The 21703-nt window shown below is 40.4% G+C and carries 20 protein-coding genes and 2 tRNA genes; 15 read left to right on the top strand and 7 right to left on the bottom strand.

All coding sequences use genetic code 11. The annotated features are described in order from the left end of the window. Nucleotides 1–46: 46 nt before the first annotated feature. From D9K81_RS05670 to sucD, 5 genes are all read left to right on the top strand, one after another. Entirely contained in the window at nucleotides 47–2869 is a 2823-nt protein-coding gene (locus D9K81_RS05670; protein WP_120374437.1) for a 2-oxoglutarate dehydrogenase E1 component, read from the top strand. Nucleotides 2870–2885: 16 nt separating this feature from the next. Then, entirely contained in the window at nucleotides 2886–4100 is a 1215-nt protein-coding gene (odhB, locus tag D9K81_RS05675) for a 2-oxoglutarate dehydrogenase complex dihydrolipoyllysine-residue succinyltransferase (protein WP_120374335.1), read from the top strand. A 60-nt stretch (nucleotides 4101–4160) separates the two neighbouring features. Then, nucleotides 4161–5591 carry a dihydrolipoyl dehydrogenase gene (gene lpdA, locus D9K81_RS05680; protein WP_106985722.1) on the top strand — a complete coding sequence of 477 codons (1431 nt, stop codon included), beginning with the start codon at nucleotides 4161–4163 and terminating at the stop codon, nucleotides 5589–5591. A 172-nt stretch (nucleotides 5592–5763) separates the two neighbouring features. After that, the gene (gene sucC / locus D9K81_RS05685) at nucleotides 5764–6930 is read left to right on the top strand and encodes an ADP-forming succinate--CoA ligase subunit beta (protein ID WP_120374336.1); all 1167 of its coding nucleotides are present in this window, start codon (nucleotides 5764–5766) and stop codon (nucleotides 6928–6930) included. Nucleotides 6931–6942: 12 nt separating this feature from the next. Continuing rightward, complete coding sequence (gene sucD, locus D9K81_RS05690; RefSeq protein WP_120374337.1) at nucleotides 6943–7833, top strand: succinate--CoA ligase subunit alpha; 891 nt, start codon at nucleotides 6943–6945, stop codon at nucleotides 7831–7833. Nucleotides 7834–7984: 151 nt separating this feature from the next. Here the strand turns inward: sucD and D9K81_RS05695 are convergent, their stop codons facing one another. From D9K81_RS05695 to D9K81_RS05705, 3 genes are all read right to left on the bottom strand, one after another. Continuing rightward, entirely contained in the window at nucleotides 7985–9688 is a 1704-nt protein-coding gene (locus D9K81_RS05695; RefSeq protein WP_120374338.1) for a flotillin family protein, read from the bottom strand. 66 nt (nucleotides 9689–9754) lie between these two features. Next, nucleotides 9755–10393: a YqiJ family protein gene (locus D9K81_RS05700; RefSeq protein WP_120374339.1), complete on the bottom strand. Its 639-nt coding sequence runs from the start codon at nucleotides 10391–10393 to the stop codon at nucleotides 9755–9757. A gap of 443 nt (nucleotides 10394–10836) precedes the next feature. Then, entirely contained in the window at nucleotides 10837–11379 is a 543-nt protein-coding gene (locus tag D9K81_RS05705) for a hypothetical protein (protein WP_120374340.1), read from the bottom strand. Nucleotides 11380–11702: 323 nt separating this feature from the next. Between D9K81_RS05705 and cysD the strand changes: the two genes are divergently transcribed. The 3 genes from cysD to D9K81_RS05720 all read left to right on the top strand — a co-directional run bounded on the left by cysD (nucleotide 11703) and on the right by D9K81_RS05720 (nucleotide 14804). After that, nucleotides 11703–12617 (top strand): sulfate adenylyltransferase subunit CysD, encoded by a 915-nt coding sequence (cysD, locus tag D9K81_RS05710; RefSeq protein WP_106985716.1) that lies wholly within the window; start codon nucleotides 11703–11705, stop codon nucleotides 12615–12617. A gap of 152 nt (nucleotides 12618–12769) precedes the next feature. Then, the gene (cysN, locus tag D9K81_RS05715; RefSeq protein WP_120374341.1) at nucleotides 12770–14383 is read left to right on the top strand and encodes a sulfate adenylyltransferase subunit CysN; all 1614 of its coding nucleotides are present in this window, start codon (nucleotides 12770–12772) and stop codon (nucleotides 14381–14383) included. Between the two features lie 145 nt (nucleotides 14384–14528). After that, a complete protein-coding gene (locus D9K81_RS05720) occupies nucleotides 14529–14804 on the top strand; it encodes a hypothetical protein (RefSeq protein ID WP_120374342.1) in 276 nt (91 codons plus the stop codon). A gap of 92 nt (nucleotides 14805–14896) precedes the next feature. Here D9K81_RS05720 and D9K81_RS05725 read toward each other — a convergent pair whose 3' ends face one another. Beyond that, entirely contained in the window at nucleotides 14897–16054 is a 1158-nt protein-coding gene (locus D9K81_RS05725; protein ID WP_120374343.1) for a sterol desaturase family protein, read from the bottom strand. 173 nt (nucleotides 16055–16227) lie between these two features. Between D9K81_RS05725 and D9K81_RS05730 the strand changes: the two genes are divergently transcribed. Genes D9K81_RS05730 through D9K81_RS05740 form a run of 3 tightly spaced genes read left to right on the top strand, consistent with a single transcriptional unit; the run spans nucleotide 16228 to nucleotide 17337 of the window. Beyond that, entirely contained in the window at nucleotides 16228–16749 is a 522-nt protein-coding gene (locus D9K81_RS05730) for a PadR family transcriptional regulator (RefSeq protein ID WP_120374344.1), read from the top strand. Continuing rightward, entirely contained in the window at nucleotides 16746–17084 is a 339-nt protein-coding gene (locus tag D9K81_RS05735; RefSeq protein WP_120374345.1) for a DUF3861 domain-containing protein, read from the top strand. The genes D9K81_RS05730 and D9K81_RS05735 overlap by 4 nt, the downstream gene beginning before the upstream one ends. Next, a complete protein-coding gene (locus D9K81_RS05740) occupies nucleotides 17074–17337 on the top strand; it encodes a DUF2798 domain-containing protein (protein WP_120374346.1) in 264 nt (87 codons plus the stop codon). Before D9K81_RS05735 ends, D9K81_RS05740 begins: the two co-directional genes overlap by 11 nt. 19 nt (nucleotides 17338–17356) lie before the next feature. On the opposite strand, the gene D9K81_RS05745 is transcribed toward D9K81_RS05740, so the two are convergent. Beyond that, nucleotides 17357–17707: a thioredoxin family protein gene (locus tag D9K81_RS05745; protein ID WP_120374347.1), complete on the bottom strand. Its 351-nt coding sequence runs from the start codon at nucleotides 17705–17707 to the stop codon at nucleotides 17357–17359. A gap of 132 nt (nucleotides 17708–17839) precedes the next feature. Between D9K81_RS05745 and D9K81_RS05750 the strand changes: the two genes are divergently transcribed. The 3 genes from D9K81_RS05750 (at nucleotide 17840) to D9K81_RS05755 (ending at nucleotide 20234) form a co-directional block, all read left to right on the top strand. Beyond that, on the top strand, nucleotides 17840–18835 hold the full coding sequence (locus tag D9K81_RS05750) for an NAD(P)H-quinone oxidoreductase (protein WP_120374348.1): 996 nt from the start codon (nucleotides 17840–17842) through the stop codon (nucleotides 18833–18835). 228 nt (nucleotides 18836–19063) lie between these two features. Then, a complete protein-coding gene (locus D9K81_RS18405; protein WP_171406885.1) occupies nucleotides 19064–19228 on the top strand; it encodes a hypothetical protein in 165 nt (54 codons plus the stop codon). Between the two features lie 97 nt (nucleotides 19229–19325). Further along, nucleotides 19326–20234 carry a helix-turn-helix transcriptional regulator gene (locus D9K81_RS05755; RefSeq protein ID WP_120374349.1) on the top strand — a complete coding sequence of 303 codons (909 nt, stop codon included), beginning with the start codon at nucleotides 19326–19328 and terminating at the stop codon, nucleotides 20232–20234. Between the two features lie 191 nt (nucleotides 20235–20425). On the opposite strand, the gene D9K81_RS05760 is transcribed toward D9K81_RS05755, so the two are convergent. Both D9K81_RS05760 and D9K81_RS05765 read right to left on the bottom strand, forming a co-directional pair. Beyond that, nucleotides 20426–20512: transfer RNA gene (locus D9K81_RS05760), tRNA-Leu, on the bottom strand. Nucleotides 20513–20521: 9 nt separating this feature from the next. Continuing rightward, nucleotides 20522–20595 (bottom strand) — tRNA-Cys (locus D9K81_RS05765). A gap of 152 nt (nucleotides 20596–20747) precedes the next feature. On the opposite strand from D9K81_RS05765, the gene folD reads away from it, so the two are divergent. Further along, nucleotides 20748–21596, top strand: coding sequence for a bifunctional methylenetetrahydrofolate dehydrogenase/methenyltetrahydrofolate cyclohydrolase FolD (gene folD / locus D9K81_RS05770; RefSeq protein WP_120374350.1), 849 nt, complete (start codon nucleotides 20748–20750; stop codon nucleotides 21594–21596). The last annotated feature ends 107 nt before the right edge of the window (nucleotides 21597–21703 follow it).

Genomic DNA, 21703 nt, shown 5'->3' on the forward strand with positions numbered 1-21703 from the left:
TAAAAAGCATCCTGAAATGTTTTTGCAATAGGAAATGGGTCCACAAATGCAAGAAGTTGCTGACGCACTGCGTCTTGACACTGAACTTTCCGCTGACAGTGCAGCGTATATTGAAGAACTTTATGAGCAGTATTTAACGGCTCCAGACTCAGTGGAAGCTGATTGGCGCGAATACTTCGATAAATTCCCTAAAGGTGATCAACCGCACAGCAATGTACGTGAGCAATTCCTATTATTAGGACGTAATTCAAGTCGTGTTCAACCTGTCGTTCAAAGCGCAGTAAGCACTGATCACGAACGCCGTCAAATTGGTGTATTACAACTCATCGCTGCATACCGTAACCGCGGTCATCAAAAAGCAAAACTAGATCCACTTGGTTTGGCTAAGCGCGAAATCGTGCCAGATTTAGATCTTGCTGCGCATGGTTTAACACAATCAGATATCGATACTCCGTTTAACACGGGTAACCTTGCGATTGGTAAATCTGAAGCAACTTTAGGTGAAATGGTTCAAGCGATGGAAGCAACTTATGCTGCTTCTATTGGTGCAGAATACATGCACATTGTTGACACTAAAGAAAAACGTTGGATTCAACAACGCCTTGAAGGTGCTAAGGGGCAATTTGGCTTTAGCGCTGAACAGAAAAAGCATGTACTTGAACGTTTAACAGCTGCTGAAGGCCTTGAAAAATACCTAGGTAACAAGTTCGTTGGTGCAAAACGTTTTGGTGTAGAGGGTGGTGAATCATTCATCCCTATGGTTGACTCTTTGATTCAACGTGCAGGTTCTGTAGGTTGTAAAGAAGTTGTAATCGGTATGCCTCACCGTGGCCGTTTAAACCTTCTTGTAAACATCATGGGTAAAAACCCAGCTGACCTATTTGGCGAGTTTGAAGGTAAAGCGCTCAATAAAAAAGGTTCTGGTGACGTTAAATACCATCAAGGTTTCTCTTCAAACGTAATGACTCCAGGTGGCGAAGTTCACTTAGCATTAGCGTTTAACCCATCGCACTTAGAAATCGTTGGACCTGTAGTTGAAGGTTCTGTACGTGCTCGTCAAGTACGTCGTAAAGACATCGGTGGTGATGACGTATTACCAATCATTGTTCATGGTGATGCTGCATTTGCGGGTCAAGGTGTAAACCAAGAAACCTTCCAAATGTCACAAACACGTGGTTATACAGTGGGTGGTACAGTTCATATCGTTGTAAACAACCAAGTTGGTTTCACAACATCTGATCCACGTGACGCGCGTTCTACAGAATACTGTACTGACATCGCGAAAATGATCCAAGCGCCGATCTTCCATGTAAATGGTGATGATCCAGAAGCTGTATTATTTGTTTCTCAATTGGCACACGATTTCCGTCATACGTTCCGTAAAGACGTTGTAATCGACATGTTCTGCTACCGTCGCCGTGGTCATAACGAAGCGGATGAACCAGCAGCAACTCAACCAATGATGTATCAAGTGATCACTAAAAAAGCGACAACTCGTACGCTTTATGCTGATCAATTGGTTCAACAAGGTGTGCTTGATCGTGCTTCTGCTGATGCGATGGTTGAACAGTATCGTTCTGACCTTGAAGCAGGCAAACACGTTGCGAATGCATTGGTATTAGAGCCAAATACAAAAATGTTTGTGGATTGGAAACCTTACTTAGGTCACGATTACACAGATGTTTGGGATACAACTTTCCCAATTGAACGCTTAAAAGAGCTTGGCACTAAAATGCGTGAGCTTCCAGAAGGCTTCGTGATGCAACGTCAAGTTGCGAAAGTGATTGATGATCGTCTGAAAATGCAGACTGGCGAAATGCCATTGAACTGGGGTGCTGCGGAAACTTTAGCTTACGCAACTATTCTAGATGAAGGCTTCCTTGTACGTTTAACAGGTGAAGACGTTGGCCGTGGTACATTCTCACACCGTCATGCAAAACTTCATAACCAAGTAGATGGTTCAACTTACATTCCATTATGTAACTTGAAAGAAAACCAACCACGTACTGCAATTTATGACTCTTTATTGTCAGAAATGGCGGTTCTTGCATTTGAATACGGTTACGCAACGACTCTTCCTAAGAGCCTTGTAATTTGGGAAGCACAATTTGGTGACTTCGCGAACTGTGCGCAAGTTGTAATTGACCAATTCATCGCTTCTGGTGAAACGAAGTGGGAACGCGTATGCGGTCTGACTATGCTTCTTCCACACGGTTTTGAAGGTCAAGGTCCTGAGCATTCATCAGCTCGTTTAGAGCGTTTCTTACAGCTATGTGCTGAAGAAAACATGCAAGTGATCACACCGACTACACCAGCGCAAATTTACCATGCGATGCGTCGTCAAGCACTTCGTCCAATCCGTAAACCAATGATCGTGACTTCACCGAAGTCTCTTCTTCGTCACAAACTTGCAACCTCTACATTAGAAGAGCTTGCAAATGGTTCATTCCAAACTGTGATCGATGAAATCGACAACATCAACAAGTCTGACGTAACACGTCTAGTACTTTGTGGTGGTAAGGTTTACTACGACTTACTTGAAAAACGTCGTGAAAAAGAATTGAACAACACAGCAATCGTTCGTATCGAACAATTGTATCCGTACCCAGAAGCGCGTCTTGCTGAAGTTCTTGCTCAATATCCAAACGCTACTGAATTAGTTTGGGCTCAAGAAGAACCGAAAAACCAAGGTGCTTGGTTGTTCATTGCGCCACGTCTATACGAAGGTGTAATGAAGTCTGGCAAACAGCTTCAAATTAGTTACGCAGGCCGTGAAGCTTCAGCTGCACCGGCATGTGGTTCACCATATTTGCATGCAAAACAACAAGCTCAGCTCGTAAATGATGCTTTAGCGATCGTAGCTGAATAACAGGAGATTCTTAATAATGGCAACCGAAATTAAAGCACCGGTATTCCCAGAGTCAGTTGCTGACGGTACAGTTGCAACTTGGCACAAACAACCGGGTGAAGCAGTATCACGTGATGAAGTGATTTGTGATATTGAAACTGACAAAGTTGTTTTGGAAGTTGTAGCTCCTGCTGACGGTACTATCACTGCTATCGTTAAAAACGAAGGTGATACAGTTCTTTCTGCTGAAGTGATTGCTGAATTTGCTGAAGGTGCTGTTTCTGGCGCTGCAGCGACTCAAGCTGTTCAATCTGAAGAGAAAGTAGAACAAGCTGCTGCGCAAACTCAAGCGGGCAATGCACCGATTGTTGAGCGTGCTCAAGTTGCTGACCAAGCACCTGCAGTACGTAAAGCATTGACTGAGTCTGGTATTGCAGCAACTGATGTTGCTGGTACTGGTCGCGGTGGTCGTATTACCAAAGAAGATGTTGCAAATCATCAAACTAAACCAGCTGCTGCTCCTGTTGCACCTCTAAGTGTAGCTGTAGGCGAACGTATCGAAAAACGTGTTCCTATGACTCGTCTTCGTAAACGTGTTGCTGAGCGCCTTCTTGCTGCAACTCAAGAAACTGCAATGTTGACTACGTTTAACGAAGTGAACATGAAACCAATCATGGAAATGCGTGCGCAATACAAAGATGCTTTTGAAAAGCGTCATGGTGCACGTCTTGGCTTCATGTCATTCTTTGTTAAAGCTGCAACTGAAGCTCTTAAACGCTACCCAGCTGTTAACGCTTCAATTGATGGTAATGACATCGTTTATCACGGTTTCTACGACATCGGTGTAGCAGTATCGAGTGACCGTGGTCTAGTGGTTCCAGTTCTTCGTGATACTGACCGCATGAACTATGCTGAAGTTGAAAACGGTATCCGTGCATACGCTGGTAAAGCGCGTGACGGTAAATTGGGTATCGAAGATATGACTGGTGGTACTTTCACTATTACTAATGGTGGTACTTTCGGTTCATTGCTTTCTACACCAATCCTAAATACGCCACAAACTGCGATCTTGGGTATGCACAAAATCCAAGAACGTCCTATGGCAGTTAACGGTCAAGTAGAAATCTTACCAATGATGTACTTAGCGCTTTCTTATGACCACCGTTTAATTGATGGTAAAGAAGCTGTAGGTTTCCTTGTAACAATCAAAGAATTGTTAGAAGAACCAGCTAAGCTAATCCTTGATCTTTAATACTTCAGAATAATGCAATGGGCTTAGAGTGATCCTCTAAGCCCATTTTTGGAGATACACATGTCTCAATTTGATTTAGTTGTTATTGGTGGCGGTCCTGGTGGTTATGAAGCTGCGATCCGCGCTGCTCAATTAGGCTTTAAAGTAGCTTGTATTGAAAAACGTATTCATAAAGGTAAACCATCTTTAGGTGGTACTTGCTTAAACGTGGGTTGTATCCCATCTAAAGCATTACTTGATTCATCTCATCGTTACGAAGATACAGTTCATCACTTAGATGACCACGGTATTACAACGGGTGAAGTGAAGTTTGATCTTGCAAAATTACTTGCACGTAAAGACAAAATCGTTGACCAATTAACTGGCGGTATTGACCAGTTATTAAAAGGTAACGGTATTGAATGGTTAAAAGGTACTGGTAAATTACTTGCTGGTAAAAAAGTTGAGTTCGTATCTCACGAAGGCGAAACTCAAATTTTAGAACCTAAATACGTGATTCTTGCGACTGGTTCTGTACCTGTAAATATCCCTGTAGCACCTGTAGATCAAGACATCATCGTTGACTCTACTGGCGCATTAGAATTCCAAGAAGTGCCTAAGCGTTTAGGTGTGATTGGTGCAGGTGTAATCGGTCTAGAACTTGGTTCTGTTTGGCGTCGTCTTGGTGCAGAAGTTGTTGTATTTGAAGCAATGGATGCATTTTTACCAATGGCTGATAAAGCTTTGGCAAAAGACTACCAAAAACTTTTGACTAAACAAGGTCTTGATATCCGTGTTGGCGCTAAAGTTGCTGGTACAGAAATCAATGGTTCTGAAGTTACTGTTAAATACACACAAGGTGGCGAAGAAAAAACTCAAGCATTCGATAAATTAATCGTTTGTGTGGGTCGTCGCGCTTATGCTGAAGGCCTATTGGCTGATGACTGTGGTATTAAACTAACTGAACGTGGTTTGGTTGAAGTGAATGATTGGTGTGCAACTTCTGTTGAAGGTGTATATGCAATTGGTGACTTAGTACGCGGTCCAATGCTTGCGCATAAAGCAATGGAAGAAGGCGTAATGGCTGTTGAACGTATTCACGGTCATGCTGCACAAGTAAACTATGACACAATCATTTCTGTAATTTACACACACCCAGAAGCGGCGTGGGTAGGCTTAACAGAACAACAAGCGACTGAAAAAGGTCACGAAGTGAAAACTGGTCAATTCGGTTTTGCTGTGAATGGTCGTGCGTTGGCTGCTGGTGAAGGCGCTGGTTTCGTTAAGTTTGTTGCTGATGCGAAAACAGACCGTCTACTTGGTATGCACGTGATTGGACCTGCAGCGTCTGATATCGTTCACCAAGGTATGATTGCTCTTGAGTTCGTATCTTCAGTTGAAGATCTTCAGTTAATGACTTTTGGTCATCCGACATTCTCGGAAGTTGTTCATGAAGCTGCGCTTGCAGTAGATGGACGTGCGATTCACGCGATTCAGCGTAAACGTAAATAAGATGTTAAAAAGAGCGACTTCGGTCGCTCTTTTTTGTTTTGGTGGTTGTTTTTGTATGAATAATCATCTATTAATAAAGAATAAAGAAATTGAATAACAAGCCAATATTGTGTTGATGGATGTCTGAATATTGGTCGTTAATAACAAAGCAAAAGTAGTAAAAGGTAATTGAATGAATTTACATGAGTACCAATCCAAAGCGTTATTAAAAAAATATGGCATGCCAGTCCAAGAAGGCGTATTTGTTACGACTGCAGAAGAAGCGGTAAAAGCTTTTGAGCAATTGGGCGGTAAATTTGCAGTGCTCAAAGCCCAAGTACATGCTGGTGGCCGTGGTAAAGCTGGCGGTGTTAAGGTGGTAAAATCTGCCCAAGAAGCCACGGACTACGTCAACCAAATGGTTGGTTCACGCTTGGTGACTTATCAAACTGATGCATTGGGCCAGCCTGTCAGTGGTATTTTGGTTTCTGAAGATGTATATCCTGTAGAGCGCGAATTGTACCTTGGTGCAGTCGTGGATCGTTCAAGCCGTCGTGTGACATTTATGGCATCTACCGAAGGTGGTGTCGAAATTGAAAAAGTCGCAGAAGAAACGCCTGAAAAAATTATTAAAGTTGAAGTCGATCCATTAGTCGGCTTAATGCCATTTCAAGCCCGTGAAGTGGCATTTGCTTTAAATCTTAAAGATGGTCAAATCAATCAATTTGTTAAAATTATGACGGCTGCTTACCAAGCTTTCATTGAAAATGACTTTGCTTTATTTGAAATTAACCCACTTTCTGTACGTGAAAACGGTGAGATTTTATGTGTCGATGCCAAAATTGGCATTGACTCAAATGCATTATATCGTTTGCCTGAAATTGCAGCCCTACGCGATAAATCGCAAGAAAATGAGCGTGAGCTGAAAGCCTCTGAATTTGATCTGAACTATGTAGCCTTAGAAGGCAATATTGGTTGTATGGTCAATGGTGCAGGTCTTGCGATGGCAACGATGGACATCATTAAATTATATGGTGGTCAACCAGCCAACTTCCTTGATGTCGGTGGTGGCGCAACCAAAGAGCGCGTGATTGAAGCCTTTAAAATTATTTTGGCTGATACATCGGTTCAAGGTGTGTTAATCAATATTTTCGGTGGAATTGTACGTTGTGACATGATTGCTGAGGCAATTATTGCGGCGGTTCAAGAGGTTAATGTGACTGTGCCTGTAGTGGTGCGTTTAGAAGGTAATAACGCAGAGCTTGGTGCAAAAATATTGGATGAATCTGGACTGAAATTGATTTCTGCAAACGGCCTTGCTGATGCTGCAGAAAAAATTGTTGCTGCGGTAAAAGGCTAAGGGGAATCAAGCATGAGCGTATTAGTAAATAAAGACACAAAAGTATTGGTACAAGGCTTTACTGGTAAAAACGGCACATTTCATTCTGAGCAATCTATTGCTTATGGCACCAAAGTTGTGGGAGGTGTAACACCGGGCAAAGGTGGCACACAGCATTTAAATCTGCCTGTTTTTAATACGATGAAAGAAGCGGTACGTGAAACAGGTGCGACTGCAACCTCTATTTATGTACCCGCACCTTTTGTTTTAGATTCAATTATTGAATCTATTGACTCGGGTATTGAGCTGATTGTAGTGATTACGGAAGGTGTACCTACCTTAGATATGTTAAAAGCAAAGCGTTACTTAGAAACATACGGCAATAACGCACGCTTAATTGGGCCAAACTGTCCAGGGATTATTACACCAGGTGAATGTAAGATTGGTATTATGCCAGGTCATATTCACCAGCCGGGTAAAATTGGCATTATTTCTCGTTCAGGTACTTTAACCTACGAAGCTGTGGCACAAACCACCAAGCTAGGTTTAGGCCAGTCAACGTGTATTGGTATTGGTGGTGACCCAATTCCTGGTATGAACCAAATTGACTGTCTAAAACTTTTCCAAGAAGATCCACAAACTGAAGCCATTATTATGATTGGTGAGATTGGGGGGACAGCGGAAGAAGAAGCAGCTGAATATATTCAATCCAATGTGACCAAACCAGTGGTTGGCTATATTGCTGGTGTAACTGCACCTAAAGGCAAGCGTATGGGGCATGCAGGTGCGATTATTTCTGGTGGTAAAGGTACAGCAGAAGAGAAATTTGCTGCCTTTGAAAAAGCAGGTATGGCGTATACGCGTAGTCCAGCAGAGCTGGGTTCGACCATGTATGAAGTGCTTAAAGGCAAAGGCTTAGTTTAAAAACCAACTTAAATGTCAAAAAGAGAATCTTAGGATTCTCTTTTTTTATGTTTAAATTACGTTTATCTAGCGGTTATTTAAACGACACAAATGCGCTATACACGGATGAAAAGAAAAAAGCAGTGTAAACACTGCTTTTTTAATTATGTATTTAGTTCTTGTTGGTTTTCAGACTTTGAGTTAAACCATTGATATCACCGCCTTGTATGCCCAGCTCACTCATTAAGCTGTCAATGAGAGGTGCTTGCGAGCGGTAGCGTAGGGCGCTATTCACCACCTGATCAGATAAAGCCACTTGACCTTGTTCACCTTCAGTACTTGCTGTTGAGCCACTTACACCGCCCAGACCATTGACTTGTAAAATCTTAATGTCGTCAATATTTTCCATAGGCTTTACGCTTTCACGGATAATTTCTGGTAAGTATTTCAGCATAGCTAAACGGATCTGCATTTCAACCTGTTCAGAAGACAGTACGTTATTGGCTTCGTTTACAGCACGTGTACCTTCAGCATCTACTTGATATTGTTTTTCCATTGCTTGAGCCAATAGAACTTTTGCATCTGCTTCACCTTTGGCCTTTAAGCGTACTTTTTCAGCTTCTGCTTCAGCCGCAATGCGGATAGCTTCTGCATCATCAGCAGCAGCTTGTTTGCCTGCCTCAGCTGCAACGGTAATCGCAATGGCTTCTTTTTCTGCTTTTTCTTTTGCAGAGACCAACTCAACTGCTTTTTGACGCTCTGCTTGTTGAATTTGACGAACGGTAATCACTTCTTCTTCTGCTTTTACCGCTTGGGCACGTGCTTGATCGGCATGTGCTTTGGCTTCAGATTCGGCACGTGATTTTTCTGCAATGGCAATCGCACGATCTTGTTCAGCCAATTCAATAGTTTTCTTTTGTTCTACTTGTGCTTGCTGAATAATTTGCGACTTTTGAATATTTTGATTTTCAACGTCGCGTGCGGCAGTAATACGTTTTAAATCGACTTCACGTTCAGCGGCAATACGTGCTTCTTCTGCTTCACGTTTTTTCGCAGCTTCTTGCGATGCAATTTCTGCCAGTTGTTCTGCACGACGCACAGAAATTTCACGTTCTTGTTGCAACTTGGCATATTCTTCTTCACGTAGAATTTGCAAGCGAGCTTGTTCTGCTTCTAGGTTTTTGGTTTTAATTGCTAAGTCTGCATCTTGCTCAATCGCATTACGTTTACGACGGCGGTCTTCAATGGTTTCAGTCAGTTTAGTTAAACCTTCTGCATCGAAAGCATTTTGTGGGTTAAAGTATTTAAAGCCAGTTTGGTCGAGTCCAGTGAGTGAAACAGTTTCTAGCTCTAAACCATTTTTATGTAAATCCTCAGACACAACCTGTTGAACTTTTTGTACGAAGTCCACACGTTTTTCATGTAATTCCTCCATGGCCATTTCAGCAGCCACGGCACGCAGGGAGTCTACAAATTTACCTTCAACAAGATTTTTAAGCTCATTTGGCGACATGGTTTTTTGACCTAAGGTCTGTGCTGCAGTTGCAATAGAATCTGCTGTAGGTTTTACGCGCACATAGAACTCTGCCATCACGTCTACACGCATACGATCGCGAGTAATCAATGCTTGATCATCCGCACGGCGTACTTCGAGGCGTAGGGTATTCATGTTTACGGGAATAATTTCATGCAACACAGGGAGCACAATGGCGCCACCGCCTAAAATCACTTTTTCACCGCCAAAGCCTGTACGCACAAAGGAAATTTCTTTGCTTGAGCGACGGTAAAGTCGCGCTAAAATAAAGCCAATAAAAATAAATGCAGCAAAAATAATGCCTACGCTAATAAGTAGGCTACTTGGAATCATGTCTAACATTGTTCTAAATAACTCGAGATTGTTGTAATTGAATTAAAATAAAAAGAATTAGAATCAAATCATGGCTTATGCAGATACAGCCTGAAAAACAGTTTTGGTTTTTTGCGTTAAAATGACAGACTGACCTTGGCCAAATGTTGCTTCAGTTTCTGGCTCTACCAAAATATAGTGTGTGGTACCATGATGATCGATTACTTTGGCTTGAGCAGGGTAGTTTTGGCGGGCTTCACCCAAAATAATGGTCGCAGTACGGCCAATCAGTTCATCACTATAAATAGCCATGGTTTCATCTTGAGGTAAGATTTTTGCCACTAACTTTGCAATAGTGCGAACTATAGGCATAGATAAAAATAAACACGCAAAGGAAATCAGCCAAACATTAAACAGCATGTCGGTTAATTGCAGGGTAATGCCTTGAATAATAAAACCAGTGAGACCATAAGCAGTTAAAAAGATAATTAACCAAACAAATAAAGGCACACGACCTAAGTACAGCCAATCTAAAGCTTTACCTATTAAACCATGATCGGCATCGAGGTGTGTTTCTGCGTTTGGTGTGGCACTGTCTGTTAAAAATTGATCTAGCAAAGTTTGTGAGCCACCGCCAATAATTGTTAGCAGAATTTCAAAAATCCCAAACAAAAACATTAAGCACAAACTGGTGCTAAATGCGATGTTTGATGGATGAGTGAATAATTCCCACATATAGGTTTTTCTCTTTTATATTTGGAGTTTTCTTTCAATCATTTAAGCTTAAATGATCGCTGGCTACTCATATTTATTTAATTAAAGATATCATTGAATGATGGATTTGTGTAAAAAATAGCTGACAAAAATTGTCAAAATGTATAAGAAATTTTCATCTAAATTGCATGTTTTTAGCATAAAGTGTGCTTTAAATCTTAAAATGTTCAAACTTTATGGGATTGGGTCAGGTTTTAAAGTCTATCGTTTTAGCAACGTACCCATGCTTCAATTACAAGTTTTAAATTGACCCATGTTTATTGTTTTGTATTCAGGCTATCTGGTTGGAGCCCAGCCAGTCTTCGTTCGACTGGCTTATTGACTTTTACAGCTCATTTTTAATGGAGCTTAATCAAATTTTTACCCTTTTATTGGCTGTGTTTTTTGGGGATTAGGACGCATGTTTATAGTAAAGACGTTTGAATGCGGACTTTCATGTCTAAGGCATTTTGTTCAATAAATGCTTTCATCCATTGCACTTGTTCGCCCATAGGATTGGTTTTTACAGCGCTGTCTAAAAATGCCATTTCAGGTAGCGTATATAATTGCTCTGCAATGGCATTTTTTAATTGGTTGGCATTGCAGGCTAAGGGCATACTAATGGTGTAAAAACCTTTAGGATAATTATAAAACGCATACAGTAGGTTAAAAGCACGTTGGTCGGCTTTTAAATTGCCAGCACCAATTTCATAGCGACGGTCTTGATTGCTGTGAGTAATTCCAATCACAAATTCCCACTTTTGCTCCGAAAGTCGTAGACCAAATTGCAGGCCTAATTGGTCAGAACTCAGTTCATGTTGCACAAAATTATTTAGTGCTGAACCATCTTCATTCAGTGCTTCTTGCAAAATAAGCATGTGTTGCTGGTGTTGATAGATAAAGCCTGCAAGTTTCGCCTGTGCTAAGCGAGCTTTAAGTGCTTCGAGGTCAAAATGGCTGTAAGGCATAGTCTATGGGGAAGATTGGCTAGATTCACTCTAATCTAAATTGAAAAGTCAGACTTGCATATTGCTGGTTAAGAGTTATTAGCTATGATGTTATTGTTGAGTAAACTTAATATTTGGGTGCTAAAGCGCTACAATCAGTTGGCTTTATATCATGTAGCTGATTGATTAATTAAAATTGATATATACTATCAGCAAAGTTTTATATGACGAATTTGCATATCAATATAATAAAACAAGCAATAGTCTAGATAACTAAATCACTATAATGAATATAAATTTTCAAAAGTGTCATAAGTACACGTTTTTCTAAGCTGGTGTTGTCCATGTCGTTAAATGAGGAAAGACTTACTCATCTTAAACAGCTAGAAGCTGAGAGTATTCATATCATCCGTGAAGTTGCTGCTGAGTTTGAAAACCCAGTCATGCTGTATTCAATCGGTAAAGATTCAGCAGTCATGCTGCATCTTGCATTGAAAGCGTTTTATCCTGCCAAATTACCATTCCCACTACTACATGTAGATACGGGCTGGAAGTTTAAAGACATGATTACTTTCCGTGACAACATGGCGAAAGAGCATGGCTTTGATTTGATCGTGCATCAAAACAAAGAAGGTAAAGATGCGGGTGTAAACCCATTCGATTACGGTAGTTCAAAATACACTGACATTATGAAAACCCAAGGCTTAAAACAAGCGTTGGATAAATATCAGTTTGATGCTGCTTTCGGTGGTGCGCGTCGTGATGAAGAGAAATCACGTGCTAAAGAACGTGTTTATTCATTCCGTGATACCAAACACCGTTGGGACCCTAAAAACCAACGTCCTGAACTTTGGAACCTTTACAATGGTAAAGTGAACAAAGGCGAAAGTATTCGAGTGTTCCCATTATCTAACTGGACTGAGTTGGATATCTGGCAATACATCTACCTCGAAAATATTAAACTGGTTCCTTTGTACTTGGCTGCTGAACGTCCAGTAGTTGAGCGTAGCGGTACACTGATCATGGTTGATGATGAGCGTATGCGTTTAAACGAAGGTGAAGTACCGCAAATGAAATCGGTGCGTTTCCGTACTTTAGGTTGTTACCCATTGACTGGTGCGGTTGAATCAACTGCAACAACCTTGCCGGAAATTATCCAAGAGATGCTTTTAGCCACTACATCTGAACGTCAAGGTCGTATGATCGACCATGATGAAGCAGGTTCGATGGAAAAGAAAAAGCAGGAAGGTTACTTCTAAGAATCTCGAAATCTCCTCTAAAAATCTCCTCAAACCCCTCTTTGAGAAAGAGGGGCTTCAAAGCGGAGTCAAGTCTCCCTTAACAAAGGGATATTTAGAGGGATTAAAAAGATTCCAAACCGATTTCAAAAGAATATGTGGAGCTTTGAGCAATGTCTCACCAATCAGATTTAATTAGCCAAGACATCTTGGCGTATTTAAAACAACACGAAAATAAAGACCTTCTACGTTTCCTCACTTGCGGTAACGTGGATGATGGTAAGTCGACTTTAATCGGCCGTTTACTTTACGATTCAAAATTGATTTACGAAGATCAATTGCAAGCCGTAACCCGTGATTCTAAAAAAGTGGGTACGACTGGCGATGCGCCTGACTTAGCTTTACTTGTAGATGGCTTACAAGCTGAACGTGAGCAAGGGATTACTATTGATGTGGCTTATCGTTATTTCTCTACAGAAAAGCGTAAGTTCATTATTGCCGACACCCCAGGGCACGAACAGTACACACGTAACATGGCAACAGGTGCGTCTACTGCGGATTTAGCAATCATCTTGATTGATGCACGTTATGGTGTGCAAACACAAACTCGCCGTCACTCGTTTATTGCAAGCCTTTTGGGTATTCGTAACATTGTGGTTGCGATTAACAAAATGGACTTGGTGGAATTCTCTGAAGCACGCTTTAATGAAATTCAAGCGGAATACAACGAGTTCGTAAACCAATTGGGTGATCGTAAGCCTGCAAACATCATCTTCACGCCTATTTCTGCGTTGAATGGTGATAACGTCGTTAACAAATCAGCAAATACGCCATGGTACCAAGGTCAAACCTTAATGGAGACTTTGGAAACTGTTGAAATTGCGCATGACACTAGCAAGCACGAATTCCGTTTCCCTGTTCAATACGTAAACCGTCCAAACCTCGACTTCCGTGGTTTTTGCGGTACTGTTGCGCTTGGTCAAGTGAAAGTTGGCGATACCATTACAGCATTGCCATCTGGTAAGTCGTCTACTGTTAAAGAGATTGTGACATTTGACGGTAATTTAGACCATGCTGTTGCAGGTCAAGCTGTAACACTTACGCTGAATGATGAAATTGATATTTCACGTGGTAACGTGTTGGTGAAAGCTGGCGAACAGCCGTTAATTTCACGCTCTGCACGTGCATCTGTGGTGTGGATGACAGATCAACCTTTAGTGGTTGGTAAGCTGTATAACGTGAAGTTTGGTACACAAACCATTCCTGCGAAAGTTGCGAAAATTAACTACCGTACCAATGTAAACACATTGGAAAAAATGGAAGTGGCTGAGCTTGAGTTAAACTCAATTGCTGATGTGACTATTGAATTTGATGCACCAGTGGTATTTGACCGTTACCAAGACAGTCGTTATACAGGTTCATTCATCTTTATTGACCGCTTAAACAACGTAACCGTTGGTGCGGGTATGGTTGAAGCTGCGATTGAATGGACTGCGCACAATGAGCCAGTAACGGCTGAAGCACGTGCTGCGCGTTTGGGTCAAAAGCCTGCAGCTGTAACTGTGACTGCAAAAGCCCTTGAAAATGCACAAGCAATTGAAAGCTTGTTGATTCAGCAAGGTGTGGTTGCGATTGCGAAAGCTGGTTTAAGTGCGGAACAAGTTGCGCTTGTTCGTGAGACTGGTGTAGTTGTGATTACAGATGCGACCGAAGGCACTGATGTAGCTTATACGGCAGAATCTGCTGAAGAAGTTGCTGATAAAATTGTTGAGTTGGTTCGTTTGTAATAGATTGAATTGATATAAAAAACCTGCCGAGAGGCGGGTTTTTTATTGCTTTGAAATTAACTGTTGAAAAATAAAACAGTTAAATTGTGTGTGATGATTCACATAAATATTTTCTCTATAGAATATTTCTGTAAGAGGGGTATTTATGAAAAAATTATTATTTTTAATGGGGTTGTGTTCAATCACTTTAAGTGTTGATGCAAAACAAAGTAGTCAAAATGTTGAGCAAATAAAGCAGAAAATTATTCAGCAATCGATTGAGAGTTATCCTGGTAATTGTCCTTGTCCTTACAACACGGCACGCAATGGAAGCCGATGTGGCAAGCGTAGTGCCTACAATCGAGCAGGCGGCTATACTCCACTTTGTTATTCTGAAGATGTGAGTGATCGAATGGTGAGAGAGTATAAAGGAAGAGGGTAGTTTTCTTTTACATGGAATAAGTCGTATATAAATTTTAAAATGTAACCTACTGCTAGACGGGTTACATTTTTTGTTTAATTAGAACACGATCGTTAATAAGGATTTTTTCCAAAGCGCTTTTTCAACTTATTGATATAACGCTTAAACGGCCAAGTAAACTGCTTCATAAAACTATTGGGAATTTTATAACCCACAGTACCATATACACGAGCAAGGTGATTAGGCATGTAAATTGTTTTGAAGATAACATCATATAAAGGAATAAATGCTGCATAGTTTTTATCAATTGCAGGCTTTTCTGACGAATGATGCCAGTGATGGAATTCAGGTGTAGCAATTAACCAGCGTAAATATGGAAATCTAAATCTTACGTTTGAGTGGATAAATATTGCATGGAAAGAAATAAATATAAGATAGGCAAAAACTGCGGATGTGTGAAAACCTAATAAAAAGATGGGTAGAGTGGCAATAAAGCGAGTGATTAAGACTTCTATAATGTGTAATCGTGATGATGCTAACCAATCCATTTGTTCGGAAGAGTGGTGGATCGCATGAAATCTCCATAAGAAGTTAACTTCATGTAAGGCACGATGAATCCAATATGTGGTGAAATCAACAACAATCAATAATTCAATAAACTGTAGCCAAATCGGTTGAGCTTGTATGTATGGAACAATTGGATTGTGAGATATGTGCGTAATCCAATATTGAATTGGCATCACAGTTAAAAATGAAAACAGCTGAATACCAATATGACTAAACATGAAATATTTCATGTCGGTGACCCATCCGGTACGAAGTAGATTCTGTTCACTATTCTTTGCAAAAAAACCTTCAAGTGGAATAAATACAAGTGCAAGAATAACAAGTGTAATGACAAAATAATCAAATCCTGCATAAAAAGGTAATGCTGGAATCGAAGGTGCTTTGATTAATCCACAACCTAAAATGACAGCAATAATGCTAAAGCAAAGACCATAGAATCCATATTTATTCTGTTTAAAGATTGCGCTATAAGCACCAAAACAAGCACTGATACAAATACCTATTAAGAGCGCATAATAAAAAATATCATAGTGTTTCGCATAGAATGGTCTAAGTTCAGGCGTGGTTAGAACACTAGGAAATAAAAAGCATAGTGCTGAAAAGATTGCCAATAATCCTAGTGAAATTGAAAGAAAAGCACTGATCTTGCCTTGACCAGCATTGAGTTCAATATTTTCGAATTTTTTACGGAGTTGATCAGTCATAGAAATGAAATTGTTTTTATTTTGAGCATATTGAAACACTAAGTAAAATGTAAATCGAGGAAAAAATACTTATTAAGTATTTTAGAAAAAGTGAAAAACCGAAAAATAGACTATTCAAAAACTAAAAATACCATTAAGATATATCTTAATTAATCTTAAGGTGTATCTTTGCTATGTCAAATTCAGACCTCATTGCAGACATCGAAAGTCCTATTAAAACCCGAAAACGCTTATTCGAAGCGGGCGAAATGAAGCTGTTGGTACTACATTTGGTTTCTCAAGCACCTAAGTTCAGCTATGACATCATTAAAGACGTTGCAAATTTGGTTGGTGGTAACTACAAACCAAGTACAGGCACCATTTGCCCTACAATAAATTACTTAGAAGATCAGCATTACATTCATGCAGAACTCAATGCAGAAGAGCGTAAGCAGTACAGTATTACAGAGCAGGGTATACAGCATCTGTCTGCAGAAAAAGCGACTGTAGATAAAATTCTGTGCCGTTTTGATACCCGTAAGCAAATTCATAACAATGAAGTCTATGTGGACATTAAGCGCGCTATGGAAAACCTAAAAGCATCACTGCGGATTAAAATCCAGTACAGTGAGCTGACGCCTGAACAGGTCTATGCGATTGCAGAAAAAATCGATAAAGCAGCAGTGGAAATTAGCCGTATGGAGGTGACGCAATGAAACAGCATCAATATCAGATTACTGTAAAGCACGTGGCTGATGCGCAGGGTAATCCATCGGCATATACAGAAGAATTACAGTTTAATGCCTATAACCATGATGACCTATTTAAGGTTTTAGAGCGTATTCAGCAAAGCAATTTGCTAGAAGATGAAAAAGCCCAAGCCTTTGCTATCGGTTTAAAACTGTTTGGTGAAACCTTATTGGAAAATAAGCAACATCCTTTATTTAAAGATTTTTTACCGCAGTTTATTGAATTTATGAAAACACTCAAACAAACCATCAAAGCGCAAAAGAATGATCAGATCGCTACAGAGGTGCAACATGAGCAATAGTCTTCCTAAATTTCACCCAAAACACTTAGCATGGCTGATGCCGTTGTTTCTATCTGGAATTATGAGTGGCGCGATTTCTTGCTTTAACATGCTGATGAATAAAGGCTGGATTGAAGGCTTTATGGACATGTGGCTGCATGCTTGGGCAATGTCGTGGGCAATGGCATTTCCGTTAATTTTAATTGTGTTGCCATTGGTGCGTAACTTTCTAATGAAATTTGTACGCCTTCCAAATGAGCCAATGCAAAAATAATAAAGACTTGGAAATAAGATTAGTCCTGTGTCACATGCGATTGTATGGCGTGTTGAATGATTGCCTGTAATTCACCAAGCGATTTGACGCCTGCAATACGCTGAACTACTTGCCCACGATAAAACACTAAGGTTGAGGGTAAGCCATACACGTTATAGCGCAAGGTAAGAATAGGTGAGGCATCGACATTCACTTTGCCAAATTTAAGTGCTGCATACTGTGTAGACATTTGGTTCGCACATTGCTCAAATACAGGGAAATTTTGTATGCAGGGTGTACACCAGTTTGCATAGAAGCGAATCACAGCAAAACCATCAAACCATTCATAGTCTTTGGCATTATTTTCATTGTATTCAATGATCTGAGACATACTCGGCCTATTATTTATAAATGAAATACCCTACTGATTATACATAAGTCCATGCTTATTCATTCTGTGCTATTTCTATGTTCAAATAGTGCTTAGATAGATGAATAGTCAATAATTGAAAAAGGAAGAACAATGTCACAGCAAACCATGCAACAGGTCATTATTACTGAGCCAGGTGGTGTAGATAAACTGGCTTATGAAAGCGTTGCAATCCCAGAAGCAAAGGCAGATGAAGTGCTGGTAAAAGTACATGCCTTTGGTATTAACCGCCCAGACATTTTACAGCGTCAAGGCTTGTACCCAATGCCTAAAGGCGTAACACCAGTACCGGGTTTAGAAGTTGCAGGTGAAGTGGTTGCTGTAGGTACAGATGTCACTTTGTTTAAGGTAGGCGATCAAGTGTGTGGCCTAACCAATGGCGGTGGTTATGCAGAATATTGCGTTGTGCCTGAAAGCCAAACCATTCGCATTCCAGAAGGTGTAAGTTTTACCCAAGCCGCAGCGATCCCAGAGACCTTCTTTACCGTATGGGCCAATGTGTTTCAAATGGCACATGCCAAAGCAGGTGAAACTGTGCTGGTGCATGGTGGTGCAAGCGGTATTGGTACAACCGCGCTTATGCTGTGTAAATCGTTGGGCTTAAAATCTTTTGCAACCGTGGGTTCAGATGAAAAAGTTAAAGCGATTTCAGATTTAACCACGGCGATTAACTATAAAACTCAAGACTTTGAGCAAGTGATTAATGAAGCGACTGATAATGGTGGTGTCGATGTTGTTTTAGATATGGTGGGTGCGCCGTATTTAGAAAAAAACTTGAATCTTTTACGTCGTGATGGTCGTTTGGTATATATCGCATTCTTGGGCGGTGCTAAAGCCAAAGAGGTAAAATTGGGTCAAATCATGATGAAGCGTTTGACGATTACAGGTTCTACGATGCGTGCGCGTAATACGGCAGAAAAAGCTGAGATTGCTCAGGGTTTACAAACACATGTTGCACCGCTATGGGCAAAAGGTGAGTGTTTACCGATGATTTACAAGACCTTTGAGTTTAAGCAAATTCAAGAAGCACATGCGTGTATGGATACAGGTGAGCATATTGGGAAAGTTGTGGTGAATATCACTGTATAAATTACAAAAAAACTGAATAAAAGCCAACTCTTTGAGTTGGTTTTTATTTTTATAATAAAATGTGAGTTGCGTCAAATTATGTACTTAAAATAAATCATAAAATTTGCCAAAAAGTAAAAAAAATGCAAATTATTAGACACAACCTGTCAAAAGTTTTGTATAAATTAGGTAATTAATAAATCACACTATTTTTTGAAGATTTGTGTTAAATCACATTCAGGGGGGATTATGAAAATTATTCCAAATGCTTATACAGATTTGCATAGTGGTCGAGCTTTAAAGCGTCTACACAAAGGGATTGTACGCAATAAAGTAGCGGTGCGAGATTTGCATAAACTCTATAAAGCCATGTTGCATTTAGAGCGATATATTGACCGTTTGGCGCAAAATTAAACCATAATTTAATATGGGTTCAGGTGTATTGGAATTAAATTGGCTGGATTGTCGCTAAAAAATAACGCTGTTTAGAAAGCGTTTAAAAAGAGAATATATGAAAGAAAATCCGTCGACACATGAACGTCTTGCAGAGCGCTTGGCGAGCATACTCACAAAGCTGAATGCAGGGGCGCGTTTGTCGATTAAAGAGTTAGCGCTTGAATATTCGGTCAGCACGAGAACGATCAGCCGTGACTTCGATCGTATGAGCAGTAATTTACCATTGTTGCAAGATGATCAAAGTAAAAAATTCTATTTAGATCCTGCCTATTTAACAAAACTCAAACCTCAAGATTTTAAATATTTTGCACAAGTTTCTGGGGTAGAACAACTTTACCCGTCATTGGATTTGCCTTTTTTAAAGGAAATTTTGAGTCAGCATACACCTGAGGTATATAGTGCTAAAGGCTATGAATACGAAGATGCTTCACGGTATATTGAACTATTTCAAAGCTTGAGTGTAGCTATACAACAACATCGCCAAATTGGCTTCTTATATAAAAATGAACCGAAATTGGTACAGCCTTATCGCTTGATCCATCATCATGGCAGTTGGTACTTGGCTGCTGTGCGGAAAGGCCAATTAAGAACCTATCGTTTAAGCCACATACAACTACAAACGACTCAGCATGAATATGAGACATTTAGTCCAGATCATGCTGTACTCAGCAGTTTGCAAGATGAAGACAGTATTTGGTTTGGGCAAGATAAGTTTGAAGTTCAAATTAAAGTTGCATCAACTATTGCCAGTTATTTTAAACAACGACGTTTATTGCCAGAGCAGAAGACAGAACACGAACTGGAAGATGGGGCTTTAATTTTAAGTTGTCAGATTGGACATACCATGCAACTTTTGCCTCTAATTCGTTTTTGGATTCCTGGACTCACTATTTTGCAACCAGAAAGTTTGAAGCAAGAGCTTAAACAGAGCTTAGCAACATATTTACAGGATCATTGTGCTTAGTTATAAATGTTGAAAATATCTAAGAATAAATAAAAGTTTAATTGTTTTTCCACAGCATCCGTAAGGGTGCTTTTTTTATGCAAAATAAAGGAAGGGGATAAATAAAAATGATGTAAAAACCAAATTTCAGGCATAAAAAAACCAGCTTTAAGCTGAGTTCTTTATTTACACCATTTTCTGTATTAGAAGAATGGTGCCCGAGGCCAGACTCGAACTGGCACGACTTGAAGGTCGGGGGATTTTAAATCCCCTGTGTCTACCGATTTCACCACTCGGGCTTAACAAGATGGAGGCGGAGGTCGGAATCGAACCGGCGTACACGGAGTTGCAGTCCGCTGCATGACCACTCTGCCACCCCGCCATGTCTTGTTGATGCGTATATTATCAAGCTCAGAAAAAAAAACAATAGCTTGTTCATTCGGATGCGCATAAAAACAGCATATAGCGGAAAATAATTAAAATTATCATGTATTATGTGCAAAATTGATTCATATCATCACTTGGAGATGTGCCGTGGCATTAGTTTTAGATGGTCGTGCATTGGCGAAGCAAATTGAAGCTGACTTATTAACACGTGTAGAAGCGTTAAAAGAGAAGTCAGGTCGTACCCCAATTCTTGCGACTATTTTGGTAGGTGACGATGGTGCATCTGCAACTTATGTGCGTATGAAAGGAAATGCTTGCCGCCGTGTCGGTATGGATTCATTAAAAGTTGAACTTTCTAAAGAAACCACAACTGAACAATTGCTTGCAGAAATTGAAAAATTAAATGCAAACCCAGATGTTCATGGTATTTTGTTACAACACCCAGTACCTGCTCAAATTGATGAACGTGCGTGCTTCGATGCAATTTCACTTGCAAAAGACGTTGATGGTGTGACTTGTCTAGGCTTTGGCCGTATGGCAATGGGTGAAGTTGCGTATGGTTCAGCAACTCCTGCGGGCATTATGACGATTCTGAAAGAAAACAACATTGAAATCGCGGGTAAACATGCGGTTGTTGTAGGTCGTTCGGCTATTTTGGGTAAACCAATGGCTGCAATGCTACTTGAAGCGAATGCAACCGTAACGATTTGTCACTCACGTACACAAGACCTTGCAAGCTTTGTTAAGCAAGCAGACATTATTGTGGGTGCAGTAGGTAAAGCAGAATTAATTCAAAAAGATTGGATTAAGCAAGGTGCAGTTGTAGTAGATGCTGGCTTCCATCCACGTGATGGCGGTGGCGTAGGTGATATTCAATTGGTGGGTATTGAAGATGTTGCTTCTGCGTATACACCAGTTCCGGGTGGTGTAGGCCCAATGACGATTACCACATTGATTCGTCAAACTGTAGAAGCTGCTGAGAAAGCTTTAGCTTAATTTTAAATCCTCCCTAACCCTCCTTTTTCAAAGGAGGGAACTCTGATCACTTTCTTGGATAGAGTTTCCCCTCTTTTTTAAAGAGGGGCTAGGGGGGAGATTCTTTA

Source organism: Acinetobacter chengduensis (assembly GCF_003664645.1).
Lineage (GTDB): Bacteria > Pseudomonadota > Gammaproteobacteria > Pseudomonadales > Moraxellaceae > Acinetobacter > Acinetobacter chengduensis.

Excerpts from the sequence above, each read along its gene's own strand:
- lpdA (WP_106985722.1), top strand. The coding sequence starts at position 4,161 with ATGTCTCAATTTGATTTAGTTGTTATTGGTGGCGGTCCTGGTGGTTAT.
- D9K81_RS05735 (WP_120374345.1), top strand. The coding sequence starts at position 16,746 with ATGAAACAGCATCAATATCAGATTACTGTAAAGCACGTGGCTGATGCG.
- sucD (WP_120374337.1), top strand. The coding sequence starts at position 6,943 with ATGAGCGTATTAGTAAATAAAGACACAAAAGTATTGGTACAAGGCTTT.
- D9K81_RS05705 (WP_120374340.1), bottom strand. The coding sequence starts at position 11,379 with ATGCCTTACAGCCATTTTGACCTCGAAGCACTTAAAGCTCGCTTAGCA.
- D9K81_RS05750 (WP_120374348.1), top strand. The coding sequence starts at position 17,840 with ATGTCACAGCAAACCATGCAACAGGTCATTATTACTGAGCCAGGTGGT.
- D9K81_RS05670 (WP_120374437.1), top strand. The coding sequence starts at position 47 with ATGCAAGAAGTTGCTGACGCACTGCGTCTTGACACTGAACTTTCCGCT.
- D9K81_RS05725 (WP_120374343.1), bottom strand. The coding sequence starts at position 16,054 with ATGACTGATCAACTCCGTAAAAAATTCGAAAATATTGAACTCAATGCT.
- D9K81_RS05740 (WP_120374346.1), top strand. The coding sequence starts at position 17,074 with ATGAGCAATAGTCTTCCTAAATTTCACCCAAAACACTTAGCATGGCTG.
- D9K81_RS05695 (WP_120374338.1), bottom strand. The coding sequence starts at position 9,688 with ATGTTAGACATGATTCCAAGTAGCCTACTTATTAGCGTAGGCATTATT.
- D9K81_RS18405 (WP_171406885.1), top strand. The coding sequence starts at position 19,064 with ATGAAAATTATTCCAAATGCTTATACAGATTTGCATAGTGGTCGAGCT.
- D9K81_RS05700 (WP_120374339.1), bottom strand. The coding sequence starts at position 10,393 with ATGTGGGAATTATTCACTCATCCATCAAACATCGCATTTAGCACCAGT.
- cysN (WP_120374341.1), top strand. The coding sequence starts at position 12,770 with ATGTCTCACCAATCAGATTTAATTAGCCAAGACATCTTGGCGTATTTA.
- D9K81_RS05730 (WP_120374344.1), top strand. The coding sequence starts at position 16,228 with ATGTCAAATTCAGACCTCATTGCAGACATCGAAAGTCCTATTAAAACC.
- D9K81_RS05720 (WP_120374342.1), top strand. The coding sequence starts at position 14,529 with ATGAAAAAATTATTATTTTTAATGGGGTTGTGTTCAATCACTTTAAGT.
- D9K81_RS05755 (WP_120374349.1), top strand. The coding sequence starts at position 19,326 with ATGAAAGAAAATCCGTCGACACATGAACGTCTTGCAGAGCGCTTGGCG.
- cysD (WP_106985716.1), top strand. The coding sequence starts at position 11,703 with ATGTCGTTAAATGAGGAAAGACTTACTCATCTTAAACAGCTAGAAGCT.
- odhB (WP_120374335.1), top strand. The coding sequence starts at position 2,886 with ATGGCAACCGAAATTAAAGCACCGGTATTCCCAGAGTCAGTTGCTGAC.
- D9K81_RS05745 (WP_120374347.1), bottom strand. The coding sequence starts at position 17,707 with ATGTCTCAGATCATTGAATACAATGAAAATAATGCCAAAGACTATGAA.
- sucC (WP_120374336.1), top strand. The coding sequence starts at position 5,764 with ATGAATTTACATGAGTACCAATCCAAAGCGTTATTAAAAAAATATGGC.